Origin of the sequence: Priestia sp. YIM B13491, assembly GCF_042787605.1 — a bacterium.
Taxonomy (GTDB): Bacteria; Bacillota; Bacilli; order Bacillales; family Bacillaceae_H; genus Priestia; species Priestia megaterium_E.
Window position 1 is genome coordinate 556742 of the sequence record NZ_JBHZOR010000002.1, and the last position, 18178, is coordinate 574919.

Here is an 18178-nt window from a genome sequence, read left to right on the forward strand (position 1 = left end):
CAGCTGAGGTATGCTCACTTCTTATGAAAATAAAAAAAACAGCAGGTTCTCCTACTGTTTATAATCCCACACGACTTTCCATTTTCCTTTTTCACGAACAGCATACACTTTCTGCACTAAATCAAAGTTTCCATATTTCCCTTTATACGTTTGGATAACGGTCATTTCGTAAACAACAGAAAACGCTTTACGATCATTTTCCATCTTCCAGCTCTTTCTTTTTTCAACATCTTCAATGGAATAAGTAAAAGTGTCTACGCCGAAATGATTGAGAAATACGTGTGCTCGATCTTGTATGTATGCACCTTTTGTCCACTTCTTCTTCATGGATGAATGAAAAAGATCCCATGATTCCGAAAAGTTCCCTTCCTGTTCTAGCGTATAAAATTCTTTTACGGCAGATTTGGCTTGATGACTCGGAGAAAAGAATGTAAATTGAAACATCCAAACTCCCAGCGCAATAACAGAAAGAAACACAGCTACTCCTAAACTTTGCTTCAAAAGCAGTGTTTTTTTTCGATACAAGTAAAAAGCCCCTTTATCAAAAATGCAGTATACAACAGCTTATTCGATATCCAAGCTTTTTAGTCTTGCCGGACTAAACTTATCCGGCATATCTTTAAAAAAGGGATTGAGACATAAACATAAAAGATCCGAACGATTTATCGTTCGGATCTTCCTTCAACTAAACTACGTTTGTCCCAGCCTCTTTCGGCGCTATACAATGTGAAAAGCCATTTGCATGGCTGCTAAAAAGCCCACGAACACAAGGCCCGTCACGAGACCCTCTTTCCAATCTGGCCGGTCCCCTCGAACAAATTTAGCAATATCATACGATAGCATCGCTGCTAAAAAAATGGATAAGACAATATACAGCGGCTCCATCTTTTATCACCCACTATTTCTTTTCTTCAGTGTAACAACTTTTTCATAAGTATGCATGTAAGAAAAACAGCTTAAAATTCTTGACGAATGTGTGAAATTTCTCTTTTTTATGCATAAACTACTTAAAAGCGTGAAAGGAAGATGCCCTTTGTCTGCTTTTAATCCTCAGCAATTTAGCGTCACATACCGGCAAGGAAGCACGCCCACCTTTCCTTTTATTGGGCGACGCTATACCCTCACACATTCTGAACAAACAGACGATTTATTTCTTTGGATCGACGAAAAGTTTGCTGTTGATCAATTAAATGAGCAGCGAAATGAGCTTTTTGCCGAATGGCTCCACAAAGACGGTGTTGATACACTGTATGTATACGTATTTATTGGAAATGAACAAACGGAAAAATCCGTTCAAGCCATACGATATGCTATTTTCAAACAAGAAATGCCTTACTTGCTAAAAGCATTGCGCTACGGTGATGCCACGTTTTTCAACGCTCACCCTGCTTTAGATCGTTCCCCCATTTACGTACATTTTCATTCCAGTGACAAAGAATTTCGTTCCATTCGATATTTTCAAACGCCTTCTCACTATGCCTAAGCATATGAGAAGGGATCTTTACTTCGTTAATCTCCTGTTTTCCAAACTCCATTTCTTCTAGGGTCTCCCGCTCCTTCCATTTGTTTATCTTGAAAATTAATGGTTAACGCTTGGATACCTCCATAAAAGACGTCGCTTTCCTTTGTTTCTATTCGAAACGCAGAAGGAATATTTTTTGTATTTAAATCAGGCTCTACATAAATAGTCGAATCGTCAAAAATAAATCTCGGTTCATTTACAGCTTTTTGAAGCGGTTCATTTCCTTCAAGATTTTTAGAAAGTACCTGAGTTAAAATTTGAGGAATCCGTGTTCCGCCTGGAGAACCTATTCCCATCGCCCACTCGCCTTTTTCTCTTATAATAGTTGGAGCCGTAAAGGTTCTTGCTCTTTTTCCCGGCTCACGATTATTCGGTTCTTTGCTTCCAAACGTATCAGCATTGTTATTAAGAAAAAAGCCGTCAACTTGTTCCCCTGTACCAAAGAAGTTACTTAACGTATTGGTTGTAGATACGACGGTTCCTTCTGAATCAATAACTACAAAATGTGTTGTACTTTCGTGTTCTTCATCGCCTTCACCTGAAGAACGTGTCGGGTGATTGACCAGGTTTGTTATATAATCATCACTAACTAACTCACTTGAGTTTTGATTATGAAAGTCAGGATCGCCGATTTGTTTTAAGCGGTCGGAGTAAGCTGCTTTTTTAATTCTGTTCATCGTTTCGTAATAGTCTTTATCAGGCTTGGTTTCAAGATTTTCTTTCTCTGCCATTTTTAACATTTGAATAAGTGTAATTCCGGAAAAAGGCGGAGGCGCTGAAATCACTTCCGTTCCATTGTAAGCAGAAACGACAGGCTTGGTTTCTGTCACTTGATAGGAAGATAGGTCTTTTTTAGAAATAGGCGTTGCATCAGCAAGATCTTGTGCCATATCTCCTTTATAAAATGCAGATGCACCTTCTCGCTGAATTTTGATTAGCGTTTTAGCCAACACTGGCTGCGACAGCGTTTCTCCTTCTTCGATTGCTTCTCCCTTCGGATAAAAAGCGGATAGATCGGCTACATCCATCCTTCCTCTAGAGTAATACAATCGAGAAGATAAAAGAGAGTCTACTTCAAACCCTTTTTCAGCGTATTCAACAGCCGGCTGAATCAAATCACTCATTGATTTTGTACCATACTTCTGCTGAATATATTCCATACCAGCGACAAATCCCGGCACGCCGTTTTTACCACTCATAGAAGTTGGAGCGGTTTCCCGGTAATCGATAAAGGTAGCAGGCTGATCTTTTTTGGCAATCAGCATACCTCCACCTCCGCCAATTCCAGATCCAAAAGGTTCGACTACATTGAGGGCATACGAAATAGCAATGGCCGCATCTACTGCATTCCCGCCTTCTTTTAATACGTCCATCCCTACATTTGCTGCCAGAGAATTAGAAGAACTCACACCATAAGAATGATCATTATTTTTTTTAAGCAGCTTCTCAGGACTAAGGTCTGTACTCGATTGAGTCATAAAAAAAGCGACTATAACGCAAATTAATAATAAAAAAGCCATAATATTAAACAACAGTAATTTTTTATTCACATCTTACCCTCCATTTTTACTCATCTGTATATTTTGTGAAGCGCTTTCATTTTTATCCATACATTACATTGCACACAAAAAAGACATCGTCTAGGACGATGCCTTTTTGTCACTACCTAAGATTTATTTTCCAGAAGCTGCCGCAGCATCATTTACTGCATCTGTAGCAGCAGATTTTGTTTGTTCAATCATTTTTACGTTATTTTCAATTTTTTGCTGTTCATCTGTTGAAAGAGTAGCCGGATGTTTTAAAGCTCCAAGTCCTGCTACTACTCCTGCTACAATAGCAATTGGTCCTACAATCCCTACGATTCGTTTTGCGATCATTTTCTATTCCTCCAATTAAGTTAGTCTGTACTTTTTTCCCATAAACCGTGGCGGCGCGGATCAGCGTCACCTTGAATTTTGTTTTTCTTTAAGTCTTTCACAAGTGCTTGAACGCCTCCGTAAAACATCGCGTTATCATTGTTTTTTAAGTCATAACCGTACGTTTTTAAACCATCTTTAGTTGACTGTTTAAGCTTAGCTTCTGAATAAAACTTATGAGAATCAAAAATGACACGCTTGTTTTCTACTGCGTTTTTAATGGAATCTTTGTCTTCAAAATAATCCCCAATTACTTGCGTTAATACTTGAGGAATGCGATTTCCTCCCGGTGTGCCAATGGACATTACCCATTCATCACCTTCACGAATAATGGTAGGGGCTGTAAATGTTCTTGGACGCTTACCAGGTTGACGCTTATTAATTCCTTCTCCAAACGTATTGAGTGTATTATTTAAAAAGAATCCATCTACATACTCACCGCTGCCGAAGAAATTACTCAGCGTATTTGTTGTTGATACAACGGTTCCTTCACCGTCCATGACAACAAAATGAGTGGTACTTTCATGTTCTTCGACGTCGCTTACTTTTGTATGATCTGTTTCAGTATTATTTAATTTATTACGAAGTAAATGCACGTAATGATCGTCGATCCAATCATTTGGCGTTTCTTTTATAAAAGCCGGATCGGCAATTTTTTTCAAGCGGTCTTGATAAGCTACTTTTGAAATTTGACCAAGAAAATGATAATAAAGACTAGGATGCGATTTCTTCAGCTTCCAAATATCTTCTTGATCCGTCATTTTTAACATTTGAATGAGCGTAGCACCAGCAAAAGGCGGAGGTGCTGAAATAATTTGATGACCTTTATAATTCGTTGATAGAGGTTTCCGCTCAACAGGCGCATACTTTCGCAAGTCTTTGTGACTTACTTTTGTTTCTTCTGTAATATCGTCTGCAATTTTCCCTCTATAAAAAGCATTTGGCCCTTCTTCCTTAATCTTTTGCAGCGTGTTCGCTAATTCATGCTGTTTGACAATTTCACCTGTGTTAATGGCGTCCTTATCTGGATAAAAGCTAGGAATTTCATCTTCATTCACATTACCTTTGTATGAAACCAGCCTATCGTGCAAATCTTTGTCCACTTTGTACCCATTCTCGGCATAGTTAATGGCCGGGTCGATTAGTTTGCTCATCGACAGAGATCCGTAGTGGTGCTGAATATAATCCATACCAGCGACGAACCCTGGTACGCCAATCTCATCTTCTTTATCATTCTTAGGTGCAATTTCTCGGTAGTCAATAAATGTTGGAGAGGCATCTGCTGGATCAATCAGCATTCCGCCGCCTCCCCCAAGTCCTGATCCGTACGGTTCCACAACACCAAGCGTGTAGGAAATGGCAATAGCTGCATCAACTGCTGTACCGCCTTGTTTAAGAATTTCCATACCTACTTTTGTGGCGCGAGGATCTGAAGTACTTACTGCATATTCTTGTTTTGGAAACATAAATTGATAAACACATACACCTACTATGAGTGAAAAGATGACAATGGAAACAATAATCGTATTACGTTTATTTATCATCTTTTACCTCCTCTGTGTATGACGGGCTATTAGTTAGCTTGCGCTTCGTTCTTTTTGCGCTCCTCTGCATGTTTTATAATGCGAGAATGATCTAAGTTTAATTCAAACTTGTTTCGTTCTTTTTCTAACAGTTCAGGGTTTGAAGAAAACTTGTTTAAATCGTTATAAATACGCTTCATACGCCAAGGGTTATCTGTTGGAGTTGGTGTACCTGCTTTAATAACCATTGGAATAACATCAATTTTAGCTTGGCCCTGCTTGTTTAAATGATACTGAACCATCGCTGTATTTTTTGTACTTGACCACCCCTGGTCAAAAATAAAGTTTCCTAAGCTATAGAAAATAACCGAACCTTTATATACGTCATATGACTGTAGAACGTGCGGATGGTGACCAATGATAATGTCCGCACCAGCGTCTACCATCGCTTTTGCTAGTCCTTCTTGACGAGGACTTGGCTGTGCATCGTATTCTTCACCCCAGTGGGCATTTACTACAACTAAATCAGCATTTGCTTTCGCTTGCTGAATCGTGCTGAAAATAAGATCCGGATCTGCTTTTAAAATACCTGGGTTGTTTTTTCCAGCGGACATTCCGTCTGAATGTACATCCGTAAACCCTACGGTTGCAATGCGGATACCGTCAGCATCTTTATACGAAATATGTTTTGCTTCTTCAGAGTTACGGCCAGCACCAACAAAATCTAATTTGTTTGCTTCAAAAGTAGAGATCGTATCTTCTAACCCTTTTGCACTGTAGTCCATTGAATGGTTGTTCGCTAAGTTTAATACATCGAAACCTGCATTTTTAACAGTCGCTAGATCAGCAGGCTTACTATATAAATGAATACCTTTTTCCATTGCTTTATATGAATCTACGTCATTTGTTAAAATCGGTGTTTCGTAGTTCCCGCTTACGTAATCCGAATTTTTAAAGAACGGCTCCACGTTGCGGAATACAAAATCTTCTCCGTAGCGTTCAGTTACTTCTCTTACATGGCGACCCATCATAATGTCTCCGACCATAGTCATCGTTAAATCATTATTGGCCTCTGGATTAGCCGTCTCAGGGTTTTCAAGAGCATCCGAACGCTCCATCCATCCTGAAAGAGCTAAAATTACGATTAAAATTGGCGTTAAGATAAGAGCTTGCTTGCCCGTTGTAGGCTTTGTTTTCTTTATAAACATCAATACTTTTTCTTGAAAGTTTAATTTTTTCTCTTTCAACGCTTTCACCTTCCTTTATCAGCTGCGGTTTGTTTGTGTATTAAAATAAATAATAAACTTGCATAATTCCAAATGTTACACCACTTAATAAAACCGTTGTTCCAACTGTTAAAGGAAGACCTTGCTTTTGCATTGTATTTGCAATTAAGCCCGGTACAATGATACCAATTCCGCGTAATTCAAACACTTCAAACGGCAAGATCGGGAAGAAATAATCAAATGCAACTTTAATCACAATACCCGTAATTAACATCGCTGTAAATTTGCGACGTCCATATAAAATAACTACTTTTGAGATTCCGTACACGACAATAACATACGTTAAAATACTAATTAAGAAAATCATTAAAATGGTAATTGGCTGATCAAATACAAGCGCTAAATACCCCGGTACGATAAGACCGGCTGGCAATACGCCCGTTTTTTCTGTAAAAATTAAGCTTAGTGTAACCCCTAACACAAGGGCAATATATAAATCTGATCCGAACATGAAATGGCCTCCTAGATTAAACTGCTTTTCTCATCTTTTTCATTTCAATAATAGCTTCAACAAGCGGCTCGGCTGAACCGTGGATATTTCCGACACCGTATACGATACGATCTTTTAAATAAGGCTTCATGCGCTCTAAAATTTCTTCTGTAGAAGCGCCTTCCATATCCCAGAATTCTTTTGTTGGCAATTCGCCTCTTTGATATGCTGCAGCGATTGGTGAGGTCGTCTGACCAATTGCAATCATTACGTCCGCTTCAATGTATGGCATTACATCTTCAGCAAATTGCTCCGTGCGATCTACACGGTCCGGACGGCAGTTCATAATGACAATAGGAAGCTTTTCGCTATAGTTCATTGAATCTACACGTTCCCAGATACGAAGCGTGGAAGAAGCATCGTTGGCAGCAAATCCATTTACTAAAAATGCTGGATTTTTTTCATCGCCAAACGTTGTAATTCTCATAGCTCCTGGGTCAGGCTGAGCATTTAACATTCCTCTCATCGCTGTTTCAGCATCGATACCAAGTGCTTCTGCTACTGCTAAACCGATGGAAGCATTATCAGGGAAAACCATATAATCAAATTCACGTAAATACGCTTCAGATACTTTATCATTGTCAGCTACAATAACCTTTGTGTTGCGCTCTGCAGCTATTTTTTTATAGTATTCCAAATATGGGCCTTCAATCGTAACAAGGTGGCCATCATAAGGAATAGTAGCAGTGAACGCTTGAGCAACTTCATCTAGAGTTGGACCCATTACATCCATGTGATCTTCTAGTACGTTTACAATAACGCCTACCTTGGCTTGAATCAGCTGATTTTGGAATGTGATTTGATAATCAGGCTGTACCGCCATACATTCACAAATAAGAGCTTCCGCGCCAATATCGGCAACTTCATTTACCACTCGTCGCTGTTCTCCAATGTTCGGACCTTCTTTACGACGAATAATTGGTTCTTCTTCACTTGTATGCCAGTAGATCATACGCGCTTGTGTTCCTGTCGTTTTCCCTACTGTTTTATAACCTGCTTCTTTTACAATACCTGTAATCAATCGTGTAACGGTGGATTTTCCGCGAATACCATTAACATTCACTCGTACAGGAATTGAATGCAGCTTGCGTAAATGTCTGCGATACTCCCAAACGCCATACCCTACTAAAAATAGGCAGCATAGGATAATTAAGATCATGTTTCATTCTTCTCCTTCCAAACTTCTCCTGTTGGATACGTTATGAATGCTTTTGATTCATAATGATAGATATACGATTTCATAGTTTCACTCCCTATATATATGTATGGGAGCTAATCAATTAACAGCGCTAGCATGCTGCTAAAACACCTGCTTTGAAAAATGGACTCGAGTACCAATTTCAACAGCTCTAAAACTATCATCTGCGCTCATTAGTGGTCAATAGCTCAAATGTTATATATTCTTACAATTCCGATTGTCTATTTACAGAATTAAAAACTCATCGTTTTATTTAAAATTTACAGAATAGGTCTAAAGTTTATTTACCTAGAAAAATCCCATACGTACCTTTTTTTACCATAACAACAGGAATATTTTATACATCACTCTTACAGTTAACACACGGAAATATTACGTAATTAAAAATTTCTTAACTTTAGAAAACGTTTTGTAATATAAAGATGGGATAAAATATATTTTATTACATTAATTACTTTTTATGGATATACCAATTGAATTTGTCTAACAACCGTACTTGTAAGGATGATAGATAGATATAAAAGTAAAAAAAATACATTTTCTTATCATTTTCCGCTTACATTTAACTTACTTAGATAGAAAGGACATTAAATATTTTTTTCTAATTATATAAGCATTTAGACTCCATATGTTCCTAGTTCTTTTGTTGTTGTTTTATAGATTCCCTTTATTTAATAATCAATTCAGTAAATCTAAATCTCTTGACTATGGCCTCTTTTCCTATTTTTATTTCAATATTTTCTGAATCTTTCTACCGATAAAGGTAGCTTTTGTCCGATAAGATTGCCTAGAAAAATGCATGATTTCTCACTTTTTTGGCATATGATGTTATCATAAAAAGAAGAAGTATCACCAAAAGGAGGAAAACAATGGTTGATACAATCCTTTATTTTCTATTTTCTTTTTGCTATATCGTCCTGTTTTTCTTTAGCATATATGTAGTACGAAAAAACACTTCGCCGTTTTACATGCTTTTTCTTCCTTTAGTAATAGCTGGACTAATTTACGATAATATAATGATTGGGATTGGTTCATTTATCGGTGAAGGCGATACTTTACGTTCACTCAGCATGCTTCGCTTTTGGTTTCACGCTTTATTTACCCCTACTTTGGTGCTCTTTGCTTATGGCGTAGCGAAATACTCGACGATTACATGGGCTAAAAAACCTGTGGCCGGCATTCTTTTTTTGCTAACTACGTTTGCCTTAATCGGCTATGAAATAATCGAGACGATTAGTCAGCGCATGGAAGTTGTACGTGAATATGGCATTGTTCGCTATACGTTAGTGGGATCATCCGGTCCCCCTCTTATGGTTCTCATTGTGGCGATTATTTTGCTTTTCGTTGGAATTTCCTTATTTCGCAAGACCAGGTGGAGCAGTATGATGATTGGAGTAGCCGTGATGATTATAGGAAGTGCCGTGTCAATTCCTATACCAAGCACAGCCGTAACAAATACGTTTGAGCTTATTTTTATCTTCTCTTTATTTCTAACTCAGCGTCATTTAGTGAAAATACATTAAAAAGAAGCGATTCCCTTGCTTCTTTTTTTTATATTTGATATCTTTTACCTAACGACCGTTAGTTAGATTGAGGAGGAGCTTTTCTTGAGTGAATTATCAACTGTAGAAAAAATTAGAGCTGCAGCAATGGAGCTCTTTGGAGAAAAAGGCTATACAGAAACATCGCTTGCTGATATCTCATCAAAAGTAGGCATAAAAAAACCTTCCCTGTACGCTCATTTTAAGAACAAAGACGACTTATTTTTACTAACCGTGCATGATTTAATGAATTTACTTTTAACAAAGTTATCTATTATATACGAACAGCATAAAACAAAGTCTGCTAAAGAACAGCTTCACTGCTTTGTTGTAGATTTCTGCACGATGATTGAAAAAGATTCTTTTGGCCAGATGTACCGTCGTCTTATTTTGTTTCCACCTGAACATTTACAGTCGGAAGTAAAAGCTATTTTTTTAAGAAGCGAACGATTGTCTGATCAAATTCTGCATGCTATTTTTACACAGGGAATGGCTGAAGGCGAAATAATTGAACGTCCGATTGATTTGTATATCAATAGCTTTTATTGTTTAACCGACGGACTGTTCATTCAGCGCTTTTATTATGAACCAGAGTATTATGACCAAAAAATCCACGATGCTTGGACGATATTTTGGGAAGGCATACGTGCTAAATAGGCCCTGTAAAAAGGGCTTATTATTATGCAAGGAGGAATTAAAATGGCTTGGATTTACCTTATTATCGCTGGTTTGCTCGAAATTGTATGGGCAATCGGCTTAAAATATTCACATGGATTTACCGAATTAACTCCAACAATCATTACGATCGTCACAATTGTCATCAGCTTTTATTTCTTTTCAAATGCCTTAAAAAAAATTGCTGTCGGAACAGCTTATGCAGTATTTACTGGTATAGGAGCTGCTGGCACAGCGATACTTGGAATGACCGTTTTAGACGAAGGAGCAAATATTGGAAAGATTTTATTTTTAGGATTAATGATCTTTGGAATCGTTGGTTTAAAGTTAATTTCTACTGAAGAAACAGAAAGAGAGGAATCTTAACATGGCTTGGATTGCATTAATAGCTGCTGGTTTTTGCGAAGTGGGATTTGTGATTTTTTTAAAACTTTCTGATGGGTTTAAGCGGCTGGTTCCTTCCATTGGATTTATCCTTTTTGGTGCAGGAAGCTTTTATCTTCTCTCCTTAGCATTAAAGGAGATACCTATTGGAACAGCTTACGGCATATGGACGGGGGTAGGAGCTGCCGGAAGCGTACTTCTTGGCATGCTTTTCTTTCATGAAGCAAAAGATATGCGTCGAATTTTATTTATTTTTTGTATTGTAGCAGGTGTAATCGGCCTTAAAATCACTGGATAATGGTGTACTACTTCCTTTCTTTTCATGCTATACTAAACTTGTAAACACTTTCAAAAAATAGGAGACGATGACAATGAACCTTGGGTTTGGAGAAATTGCCTTAATTGTATTTGTCGCTCTATTGCTTTTTGGCCCGAAGAAACTTCCGGAATTAGGGAAAGCTGCCGGAAAAACGTTAAAAGAGTTTAAAAACGCTACAAAAGGAATTATGGAAGAAGATGAAAAAGAAAAAGCCCCTCCTAAATAAGAGGCTTATATCTCTTTTAAAAGCTGACTCAAACGTTTGAGTCAGCTTCTTTGTGGTGAGAATATACTGAAATTCGATTTCGACCCGTACGCTTTGCTTCATATAAAGCCTGATCTGCTCCATGGACAATTGAAATCGGCGGTATGTTTTCGGATGGAACGACTGTCATTATTCCAACACTGATTGTGATACACTTAAACACATCAGAAGCTTGATGGATAATGCCACGGTGCTCCACTTGCTGTCTAATAGCTTCTGCCATTTTTATCGCTTCATATTGATTAGCTCGAGGAAGCAATATACCAAACTCTTCGCCTCCGTATCTTGCGACAAAAGCTGATTCGTCAAAGACAACGCTTTTAGCAATATTCGCTACTTCTTTTAAGCATTCGTCTCCTTGAATATGGCCATAGGTATCGTTATACGCTTTAAAATAATCAATATCAAATAAGAGAAAAGAAAGCGGTTCGTTTTCTTTCTGTGCGTATTCCCACTCAATTTCCAGCTTTTTATCAAGAGATCGGCGGTTGTTCAGACCCGTTAAGCCATCTTTCATGGACAGCATTTCAAGCTTTTTATTTGCTTTGCGAAGATCACACTCAGCCTTCTTTTTCTCCGTAATATCTCGATATTCCCAATAGTGGCCAATATACACATGACCTTCATAGATTGGAATGTAGTCACGCGCATAAATTTTACCGTTAATAAACGTAATTTCTTCATCTACTATTGACTCTTTTGAATAAACGGTGCTTTCTACCGTTTTTAAAAATCTAGCAGGATCTTTCAACATAGGAGCGTGAGATAAAAACAGCTGATTACTTTTCAATCCAACGTATTGATGAGGAGGTCCGGGTATATCAAACATGTCACAAAAAGTTTGATTAATAACGGCTACTTCGCGCTCTGGCGTTTCAATCATGGTGCCTGTCTTTGCATTTTGAACCATAACCGAGAACATTTTAGACAGTTTTTTATGCTGACTTGTCGTTACTCGAGATACATATATATATCTGCCTACCAGATACACTAAACACCCACCTATAAAAGAAGCAGGCAGTAAATAGACGATAATTGTAGCAGCGTGCTTGATATCTTTAAAAAGAAAGGACAGTGAGAAAAATACGCAAAGCAAGCTGATAGAATTCATTAATTGAAAACGAATAAATGGACGATAAGGTAAGCGAACCGCCCACCCAGACAGTAAAGCCATTACGATAATTGCAGCAGCGCCTATTATTCCGCTTGCCGTAATTCCAAACAAAAGCAGACGCATTACCCCTATAATACAAGCCGCAATGATAGCCGGTACTATTCCTGCATAAAGACAAACAATTGTCACTGCTAAAAAGCGAAGGTCAAGAATAATAGTAGAATCTATTTTAATTGTATATACCATTAAAATGCTGCCTAATAGTCCGTAAGAAAATCCGTAATAAATTAAACGATACATTTTGTACCGTTTTATTCCTTCTACTCTATAAATGATTTGCTCTCGAACTATACTCGCAGCAAACATGAAAGAAACAATTAACGTGATATTAAAGAGAAGTTGACTCACTTTATTCTTCACCTCTTTCCAAAAAGCTAAAACAAAAAACAATAGGCTTCTTAACTTACATATTTTTTACTGCCGCTTTTTTATAAATCGTACTGTTTGATTTATCGAACAGCACGATTTCTTCCTTCATTAAATAAAACTCTTCTATCCTCTATTCGTCGCCGACAATCCTTTCTATATAAAGAGTGATTACCTTCCTTTTACACAAGAAATTCTACTTGTTAGTATACTACTAAACTCTATTCTTACACATCACCTTTTACCTTTTTTAAAATATTTATCCATTTTCTATTTTTTGTATTTTTTACTGTAAGGTACGTAGTCGAACTGCAACAAAAATAAAAAAAGAGCGTCGATACAACGAGCGCTCTTTTTTATTTTTGGCGTAAAAATTCCCAAAGTCCTGGCGTTTTGGAAAAATCAAACGTCTTAACAGCGGAAAGAATTTTAATCTTTAAATCTTGCTTTACGTCTTCTCTCTCATGCAGTGAAAAGCTTTGGACAGCTTTATTTAGTTTTGGTTCCAGCTTTTTTAATAGACGCCTTGACGCCTCTTCATCTCCAGCTTTCACTTTATTTACAAGCTCATATAGAGTTTCCATTTCTTCACTTCTTTCTTAAGTCAGTTGTTAGTTCTTCCACTTTTTCTTCAAGTCGCTTTATATTGTTTTCTACACGCAGTAATAAATAAAAAGAAAGGACAGCGGGAAATCCTACGTTTCCAACAAGTTGAAGCCACTGAGGATCAAACATATCTATCACTCACCTTCATAATTTTTTTCAACTTGCTTAGCGCACGTTGATAATGATTAGAAACCGCTTGCTGAGAAATAGAAAAATAAGCAGCGATTTCTTTATGAGTCCAGCGTTCGACAATAATCAAGTGCAGCATATACTGCTGCTTGGCCGTTAATTGGCGAAATGCATGATGAAGAATACGATTTTCGAGTTGATTTCCTAAAAATTCATGCTCCCATACAGCCCTGTCCTGTACTCCTAGCATATCTTCCACTGTTCGATTTCCATCTAGCGCAGCCGGCTGCTGCAGGCGAAGAGGAATATAAGAACGCTCTTTTTCTTTTACACGCATAACATCTCTGGAATAATGTCTGCAAAGCTTGTTAACATAATGAAGCAATCTAACTTCGCTATAAAACTGATGAAATTCTTTGTTTAGAAGTCTTTGTTCTTTTGTATCATGTTTAACAACCGCTTTTTGTAATCGCTCATAGCGTTCTGGTGTCAAAAATGTATTCATTATATGAGTCTGAAGAGTTGCGCTATGCTTTGTAAGAAATGTATGAAAGGTACATTCTTTGTCGTGCCGCTTTTCTTGCTGCGAATAGAGCTGAGTCATTGTGCAAATCTCCTCCTTTTTTTCCTATACTTATTAAAAAGGGAGAAAAGAGTAAAATAACAACACCAAAAAACGAACATTTGTTCTTATCTAAATTTAACTATATTAGGTTTTTTATGTCAATATGATGAAAGGCTTATTAATGATTGAAAAGACTTAGTAAAAAATAAAAAAAGAGATTGAGAGATAACGAAATGAATCTAATTTAAAGACGCACAAATAGGAGACATGAGCTGATCCGCTTGTGACACCGCCGTTGCCGTTGATTTCCGTGCAAGACTTCGCCTTGCCCTCCAATCAACTGCTAGAAGGAACGAAACAGATGAAATCTACGTTCAGCATAGCAAAAAAAAACGAACCGCTAATCAAACATGTTGATCAGTGGTTCGTTTTTAATTTCAGTTAAAATATTTTTATCCGGGGCCTTTTTATTTCTTCTTCATGTAGAGATTATTCTTCGCCTAAGACGCGGTTAATACGTTTGCGAAGCATTGGCATTCCATTTCCACCCGCTTGGAAATGACGAAGCTGACCTTCTTTACCAAATACATAATATGCTGGTACATATTTATTTTCAAAAGCGTCTGTTAACTTATGCTCACTGTCTACGTAAATTGGCTGAGTAATATCGTGTCCCATTGCCATTGCCTCAATGACACCCATATCTAAGTCATCTTCCGAACGAGGCATATGAACCGCTACAACATTCAATTGATCATCATACTCATCACGAAGATCATTAACTTCAGGCATTGCTTCTTTACATAAATGGCAGCTTACTGACCAAAAGTGGATAAGCGTTGCTTTATCACCTACTAAGTCTTCCTTTGTTACTTCGTCATTAATCCAAGATGTTGCTCCAGTTAATTCAGGCATTTGTTCACGTAATTTCATTTTAAAATCCTCCTCATCGATATAAAAAGAATATTCTGTCTTTTATAGTTAGAAAACTATCTTTTCTATTTTAATGGCAGCAGTAGAGGAATTTCTCCTCTACTCTACCGCTATTTATTAAAGTGTTTTTTGACCTGGTTTCCAGTTAGCTGGGCAAAGTCCGCCAGTTTGAAGGGCTTGAAGCACACGTAATGTTTCTTCTACGCTGCGGCCGATGTTGTTATGGTTTACAACTGCGTATTGCAATTCACCTTCTGGATTAATAATAAATAATCCGCGAAGCGCTACGCCTTCTTCTTCAATTAACACGCCGTAATCACGTGCTACTGCGTGAGTTGGATCTGCAGCTAATGGATAATTCAAATCTCCAAGTCCATTATCTTTACGATCTGTGTTAATCCAAGCTAAGTGAGTATGAATTGTATCTGTAGAAACACCTACAACTTCAGCATCTAGATCTTCAAACTCTTCGTAGTGATCTGATAGAGCTGTAATTTCTGTTGGACATACGAATGTAAAGTCCATTGGATAGAAGAACAATACTGTCCATTTACCGTTTTTCATATTTTCTTCTAAACTTACTTTTCCAAATTCCTTATTTGCAAGTACAGCTTCCATTTCGAAGTGTGGTGCTTGTTTTCCTACCATACGTTCTGCCATGTCAAAATCTCTCCTTGTACAATGTATTTCACAAGCTTATGCTTGTATGTATTATTTTTAATGCAATCAATGACTCCTCCTATTTGATAACGATTATTAGTATCATTATAAACTAGTAATGACTATTGATTACACTCTTTATTATACACGAGCTATTATTATAGTCAATACTTTTTTATAATCATTTTAATCTAGGATTAATTATCGAATATTTTCTACTCTTTTTATTCTTTCCTTTGATTAATCCTATATATGCAGGGATGAATAAAGATAGAAGATACTAAAAAACTTCCCTTGTTTCAACATATTTGCTTTTAAAATGTGCTGCGGCAAGATTTCGAATCTCAATTATGCTCTTTATAACCACAATAAAAGAGAATGAGACATAATTATCTCAATCTAATTTAGAGACGAACAAATTAGAAAATGATCTAGTATGGATGAATGGTTACACCGCTGTTGATTTCCGTGCAAGACTTCGTTTTCCGCGGGCGGCCGATGAGCATCCTCGTCGCTTGCGCTTTTCCCGCAGGAATCTTCACCTTGCCCTACAATCACCAGCTAGAAGCAGCTTCATACATGAAATCTACGTTCACCCTATCAATGAAAAAATCCGCACGAGTTTGATTCTCCATCAAGAATCAAACTCGTGCGGATCTTTCTTCAACTAAACTACTTTTGTCCAGCCTCTGTTCTGTTATTTATTTATTTATTATCATTTGGATATACAAGACCGATTTGCTCTCGCACTTTATCCATTACGTGCATTGTTAAATATGAATTCTCATAAGAATTTGTGTTCGATTCCATCTTTCCTTGCTTTAACAGCTCTACGAATTCATTTATTTCATAGTACATAGCAGGATAAGGCTGATCCACCGTTAACTCTTCTACCTGTCCGTCATTGTATCGAATTTCTACTTTTTCAGCGGTATGTATTTTGTCAATAACCATACTGCCTTTTTCTCCTTGAATTTCACTTGGCAAATGCGAATTTGTAATTTTGGAATACATGATGACCGCGTCTCGATCTTCGTACTCTAAAGCAACTGATCCTTCTCCATCTACTCCAGATTCTAGCATAAACGCAGTTGCCTTTATTTTATGAGGTCCTCCAAACAACGTAATCAGAGGATAAAGACAATATACACCTAAATCCATCAGTGAACCGTTGGCAAGCTCTGGCTTAAAGGCATTAAGCACGATACCTTCTTTGTATTTATCATAACGAGAAGAATACTGACAGTAAGATGCAACGTATTTCCGAATTGGACCAATTTTATGTAAGTTCTCTTGAATCACTTTGAAGTTAGGAAGAAGGGTTGATTTCATCGCTTCCATTAGTAATACCTTGTGATTTTTGGCTGTTTGAATCATGCGAGTTACTTCTGCTGCATTGGCTGCGAGCGGCTTTTCACACAGTACATGCTTGTTATTTTTCAAAAATAAGATAGCTTGTTCCGCATGATAAGCATTTGGAGTAGCAATATACACTGCATCAATTTCAGCACTCACTGCCATTTCCTCTAAATCAGTAAATATATGAGGAATATCATATTTATCTGCAAATTCTTCTGCTTTTTCAATCGTTCGAGAATAAACAGCTGCAAGCTGAAAGTCGTCTACATACTGAGCTGATTCTAACAGTCGATCTGTTATCCAGTTTGTTCCTATTACGCCAAAACGAATCATCTTTTCATCTCCTTTTTATCATCTATATTGTATAGTATCGTCTTTAAAAAGAAAAACGAAGAAATAATAAAAAATCTATACCATTTCCAAGTGCTTTATATCTATTTTGTTTTATATAAAAAACAGCTCACAACAAATGTAAGCTGTTTTTTATATGACTCAAACGTAAGCTTATGCTTTCTCACCCACTACAGCAAAACGTTCATTCACATGGTTTTTATTCTCTAATTCATCTATTAAAGCAATCGCATAATCAGCATAGCTAATATAGCTTTCATTTTGACTATTTGTGATCACATGATCTTTTCCTAATTGATAGGCTCCCGTGCGAGCACCTTCTGCATCAAAAAAGGCTGCTGGGCTTAAATAAGTCCAATTTATAGTCGATTTTTCAAGTTCTTTTAAACCTTTACCCATGTTTGAAGCCGTTGGATAATAAGCTGCTGGAAAACCTTCTGTGCTCATTAAAGGCGTTGTTTTTTCTGCATCTACAAATAAACTTCCCGCTCCGCCCACTACTGCGAGTCGCGTTTGAATACCTTGAAATACTTTAATAAGTGATTGTATAGACTCAACGTGGAGCTGTTCGCTTCCAGGAGGTGCATTAAATGCATCTACCACAGCATCGAACTGTTCAATGTCTTTTGAAGTAATGGCAAAAATATCTTTTTCCATTACGTTTGTTTGATTTTTTAGTTTAGAAGCATTTCGAACAACGGCTGTTACTTCATGTCCTCTCTGTTTTGCTTCTTCCATAATTAATTGACCTGCTTTACCTGTTGCTCCAATAACACCAATTTTCATTTTTATTCTCTCCTTTTTTTTTAGTTGTAACCATTACAGTTACATATAACACAAAAAAATTGAGCTTTTTATAGCACTGCTAATTCTTCTCAGCTCGTTGTAACCATTATAGTTACACATTGCTCAATTT

23 protein-coding genes are annotated in these 18178 nt (G+C 37.2%); 6 read left to right on the forward strand and 17 right to left on the reverse strand.

Going from position 1 to position 18178, the window contains the following annotated elements; translation table 11 throughout:
• Positions 1–51 precede the first annotated feature (51 nt).
• Both ACFX4E_RS08920 and ACFX4E_RS08925 read right to left on the reverse strand, forming a co-directional pair.
• Positions 52–525, reverse strand: coding sequence for a hypothetical protein (locus ACFX4E_RS08920; RefSeq protein WP_028407692.1), 474 nt, complete (start codon positions 523–525; stop codon positions 52–54).
• A gap of 192 nt (positions 526–717) precedes the next feature.
• The gene (locus ACFX4E_RS08925; protein ID WP_013055713.1) at positions 718–885 is read right to left on the reverse strand and encodes a hypothetical protein; all 168 of its coding nucleotides are present in this window, start codon (positions 883–885) and stop codon (positions 718–720) included.
• 148 nt (positions 886–1033) lie between these two features.
• Between ACFX4E_RS08925 and ACFX4E_RS08930 the strand changes: the two genes are divergently transcribed.
• Entirely contained in the window at positions 1034–1483 is a 450-nt protein-coding gene (locus ACFX4E_RS08930) for a staygreen family protein (protein WP_221783947.1), read from the forward strand.
• A gap of 26 nt (positions 1484–1509) precedes the next feature.
• Here the strand turns inward: ACFX4E_RS08930 and ACFX4E_RS08935 are convergent, their stop codons facing one another.
• From ACFX4E_RS08935 to pgsB, 6 genes are all read right to left on the reverse strand, one after another.
• Entirely contained in the window at positions 1510–3072 is a 1563-nt protein-coding gene (locus ACFX4E_RS08935; RefSeq protein ID WP_277448202.1) for a gamma-glutamyltransferase family protein, read from the reverse strand.
• Between the two features lie 123 nt (positions 3073–3195).
• The gene (locus tag ACFX4E_RS08940; protein ID WP_014461308.1) at positions 3196–3399 is read right to left on the reverse strand and encodes a CapE family protein; all 204 of its coding nucleotides are present in this window, start codon (positions 3397–3399) and stop codon (positions 3196–3198) included.
• 20 nt (positions 3400–3419) lie between these two features.
• A complete protein-coding gene (locus tag ACFX4E_RS08945) occupies positions 3420–4982 on the reverse strand; it encodes a gamma-glutamyltransferase family protein (RefSeq protein WP_264408934.1) in 1563 nt (520 codons plus the stop codon).
• Positions 4983–5011: 29 nt separating this feature from the next.
• The gene (locus tag ACFX4E_RS08950) at positions 5012–6208 is read right to left on the reverse strand and encodes a CapA family protein (RefSeq protein WP_013082012.1); all 1197 of its coding nucleotides are present in this window, start codon (positions 6206–6208) and stop codon (positions 5012–5014) included.
• A 40-nt stretch (positions 6209–6248) separates the two neighbouring features.
• The gene (gene pgsC / locus ACFX4E_RS08955; RefSeq protein WP_013055707.1) at positions 6249–6698 is read right to left on the reverse strand and encodes a poly-gamma-glutamate biosynthesis protein PgsC; all 450 of its coding nucleotides are present in this window, start codon (positions 6696–6698) and stop codon (positions 6249–6251) included.
• A 16-nt stretch (positions 6699–6714) separates the two neighbouring features.
• Positions 6715–7896, reverse strand: a complete 1182-nt coding sequence (pgsB, locus tag ACFX4E_RS08960; protein WP_016763263.1) for a poly-gamma-glutamate synthase PgsB — start codon at positions 7894–7896, stop codon at positions 6715–6717.
• A gap of 908 nt (positions 7897–8804) precedes the next feature.
• Between pgsB and ACFX4E_RS08965 the strand changes: the two genes are divergently transcribed.
• From ACFX4E_RS08965 to ACFX4E_RS08985, 5 genes are all read left to right on the forward strand, one after another.
• Positions 8805–9458 (forward strand): hypothetical protein, encoded by a 654-nt coding sequence (locus ACFX4E_RS08965; protein ID WP_264408933.1) that lies wholly within the window; start codon positions 8805–8807, stop codon positions 9456–9458.
• Between the two features lie 84 nt (positions 9459–9542).
• On the forward strand, positions 9543–10133 hold the full coding sequence (locus tag ACFX4E_RS08970; protein WP_264408932.1) for a TetR/AcrR family transcriptional regulator: 591 nt from the start codon (positions 9543–9545) through the stop codon (positions 10131–10133).
• A gap of 42 nt (positions 10134–10175) precedes the next feature.
• On the forward strand, positions 10176–10517 hold the full coding sequence (gene sugE, locus ACFX4E_RS08975; protein WP_014461313.1) for a quaternary ammonium compound efflux SMR transporter SugE: 342 nt from the start codon (positions 10176–10178) through the stop codon (positions 10515–10517).
• Between the two features lies 1 nt (position 10518).
• Positions 10519–10833, forward strand: a complete 315-nt coding sequence (locus tag ACFX4E_RS08980) for a DMT family transporter (protein WP_028407687.1) — start codon at positions 10519–10521, stop codon at positions 10831–10833.
• Positions 10834–10906: 73 nt separating this feature from the next.
• Positions 10907–11080: a twin-arginine translocase TatA/TatE family subunit gene (locus ACFX4E_RS08985; protein WP_013055701.1), complete on the forward strand. Its 174-nt coding sequence runs from the start codon at positions 10907–10909 to the stop codon at positions 11078–11080.
• A gap of 28 nt (positions 11081–11108) precedes the next feature.
• On the opposite strand, the gene ACFX4E_RS08990 is transcribed toward ACFX4E_RS08985, so the two are convergent.
• The 9 genes from ACFX4E_RS08990 to ACFX4E_RS09030 form a co-directional block, all read right to left on the reverse strand.
• A complete protein-coding gene (locus ACFX4E_RS08990; RefSeq protein WP_377258260.1) occupies positions 11109–12641 on the reverse strand; it encodes a sensor domain-containing diguanylate cyclase in 1533 nt (510 codons plus the stop codon).
• Positions 12642–13015: 374 nt separating this feature from the next.
• Positions 13016–13243: a helix-turn-helix domain-containing protein gene (locus tag ACFX4E_RS08995; RefSeq protein ID WP_025749662.1), complete on the reverse strand. Its 228-nt coding sequence runs from the start codon at positions 13241–13243 to the stop codon at positions 13016–13018.
• A 4-nt stretch (positions 13244–13247) separates the two neighbouring features.
• Entirely contained in the window at positions 13248–13394 is a 147-nt protein-coding gene (locus tag ACFX4E_RS09000; RefSeq protein WP_013055696.1) for a YvrJ family protein, read from the reverse strand.
• Positions 13387–13998, reverse strand: a complete 612-nt coding sequence (locus tag ACFX4E_RS09005) for a sigma-70 family RNA polymerase sigma factor (protein ID WP_263034539.1) — start codon at positions 13996–13998, stop codon at positions 13387–13389. The genes ACFX4E_RS09000 and ACFX4E_RS09005 overlap by 8 nt, the downstream gene beginning before the upstream one ends.
• Before the next feature lie 450 nt (positions 13999–14448).
• Positions 14449–14892, reverse strand: coding sequence for a TlpA family protein disulfide reductase (locus tag ACFX4E_RS09010; protein ID WP_377258263.1), 444 nt, complete (start codon positions 14890–14892; stop codon positions 14449–14451).
• 117 nt (positions 14893–15009) lie between these two features.
• A complete protein-coding gene (locus ACFX4E_RS09015; RefSeq protein ID WP_263034541.1) occupies positions 15010–15552 on the reverse strand; it encodes a peroxiredoxin in 543 nt (180 codons plus the stop codon).
• 399 nt (positions 15553–15951) lie between these two features.
• Positions 15952–16110, reverse strand: a complete 159-nt coding sequence (locus tag ACFX4E_RS09020) for a hypothetical protein (protein ID WP_377258266.1) — start codon at positions 16108–16110, stop codon at positions 15952–15954.
• Positions 16111–16257: 147 nt separating this feature from the next.
• A complete protein-coding gene (locus ACFX4E_RS09025) occupies positions 16258–17244 on the reverse strand; it encodes a Gfo/Idh/MocA family protein (RefSeq protein WP_028407684.1) in 987 nt (328 codons plus the stop codon).
• Positions 17245–17415: 171 nt separating this feature from the next.
• Entirely contained in the window at positions 17416–18048 is a 633-nt protein-coding gene (locus tag ACFX4E_RS09030; protein WP_028407683.1) for an NAD(P)-dependent oxidoreductase, read from the reverse strand.
• Between the last annotated feature and the right edge of the window lie 130 nt (positions 18049–18178).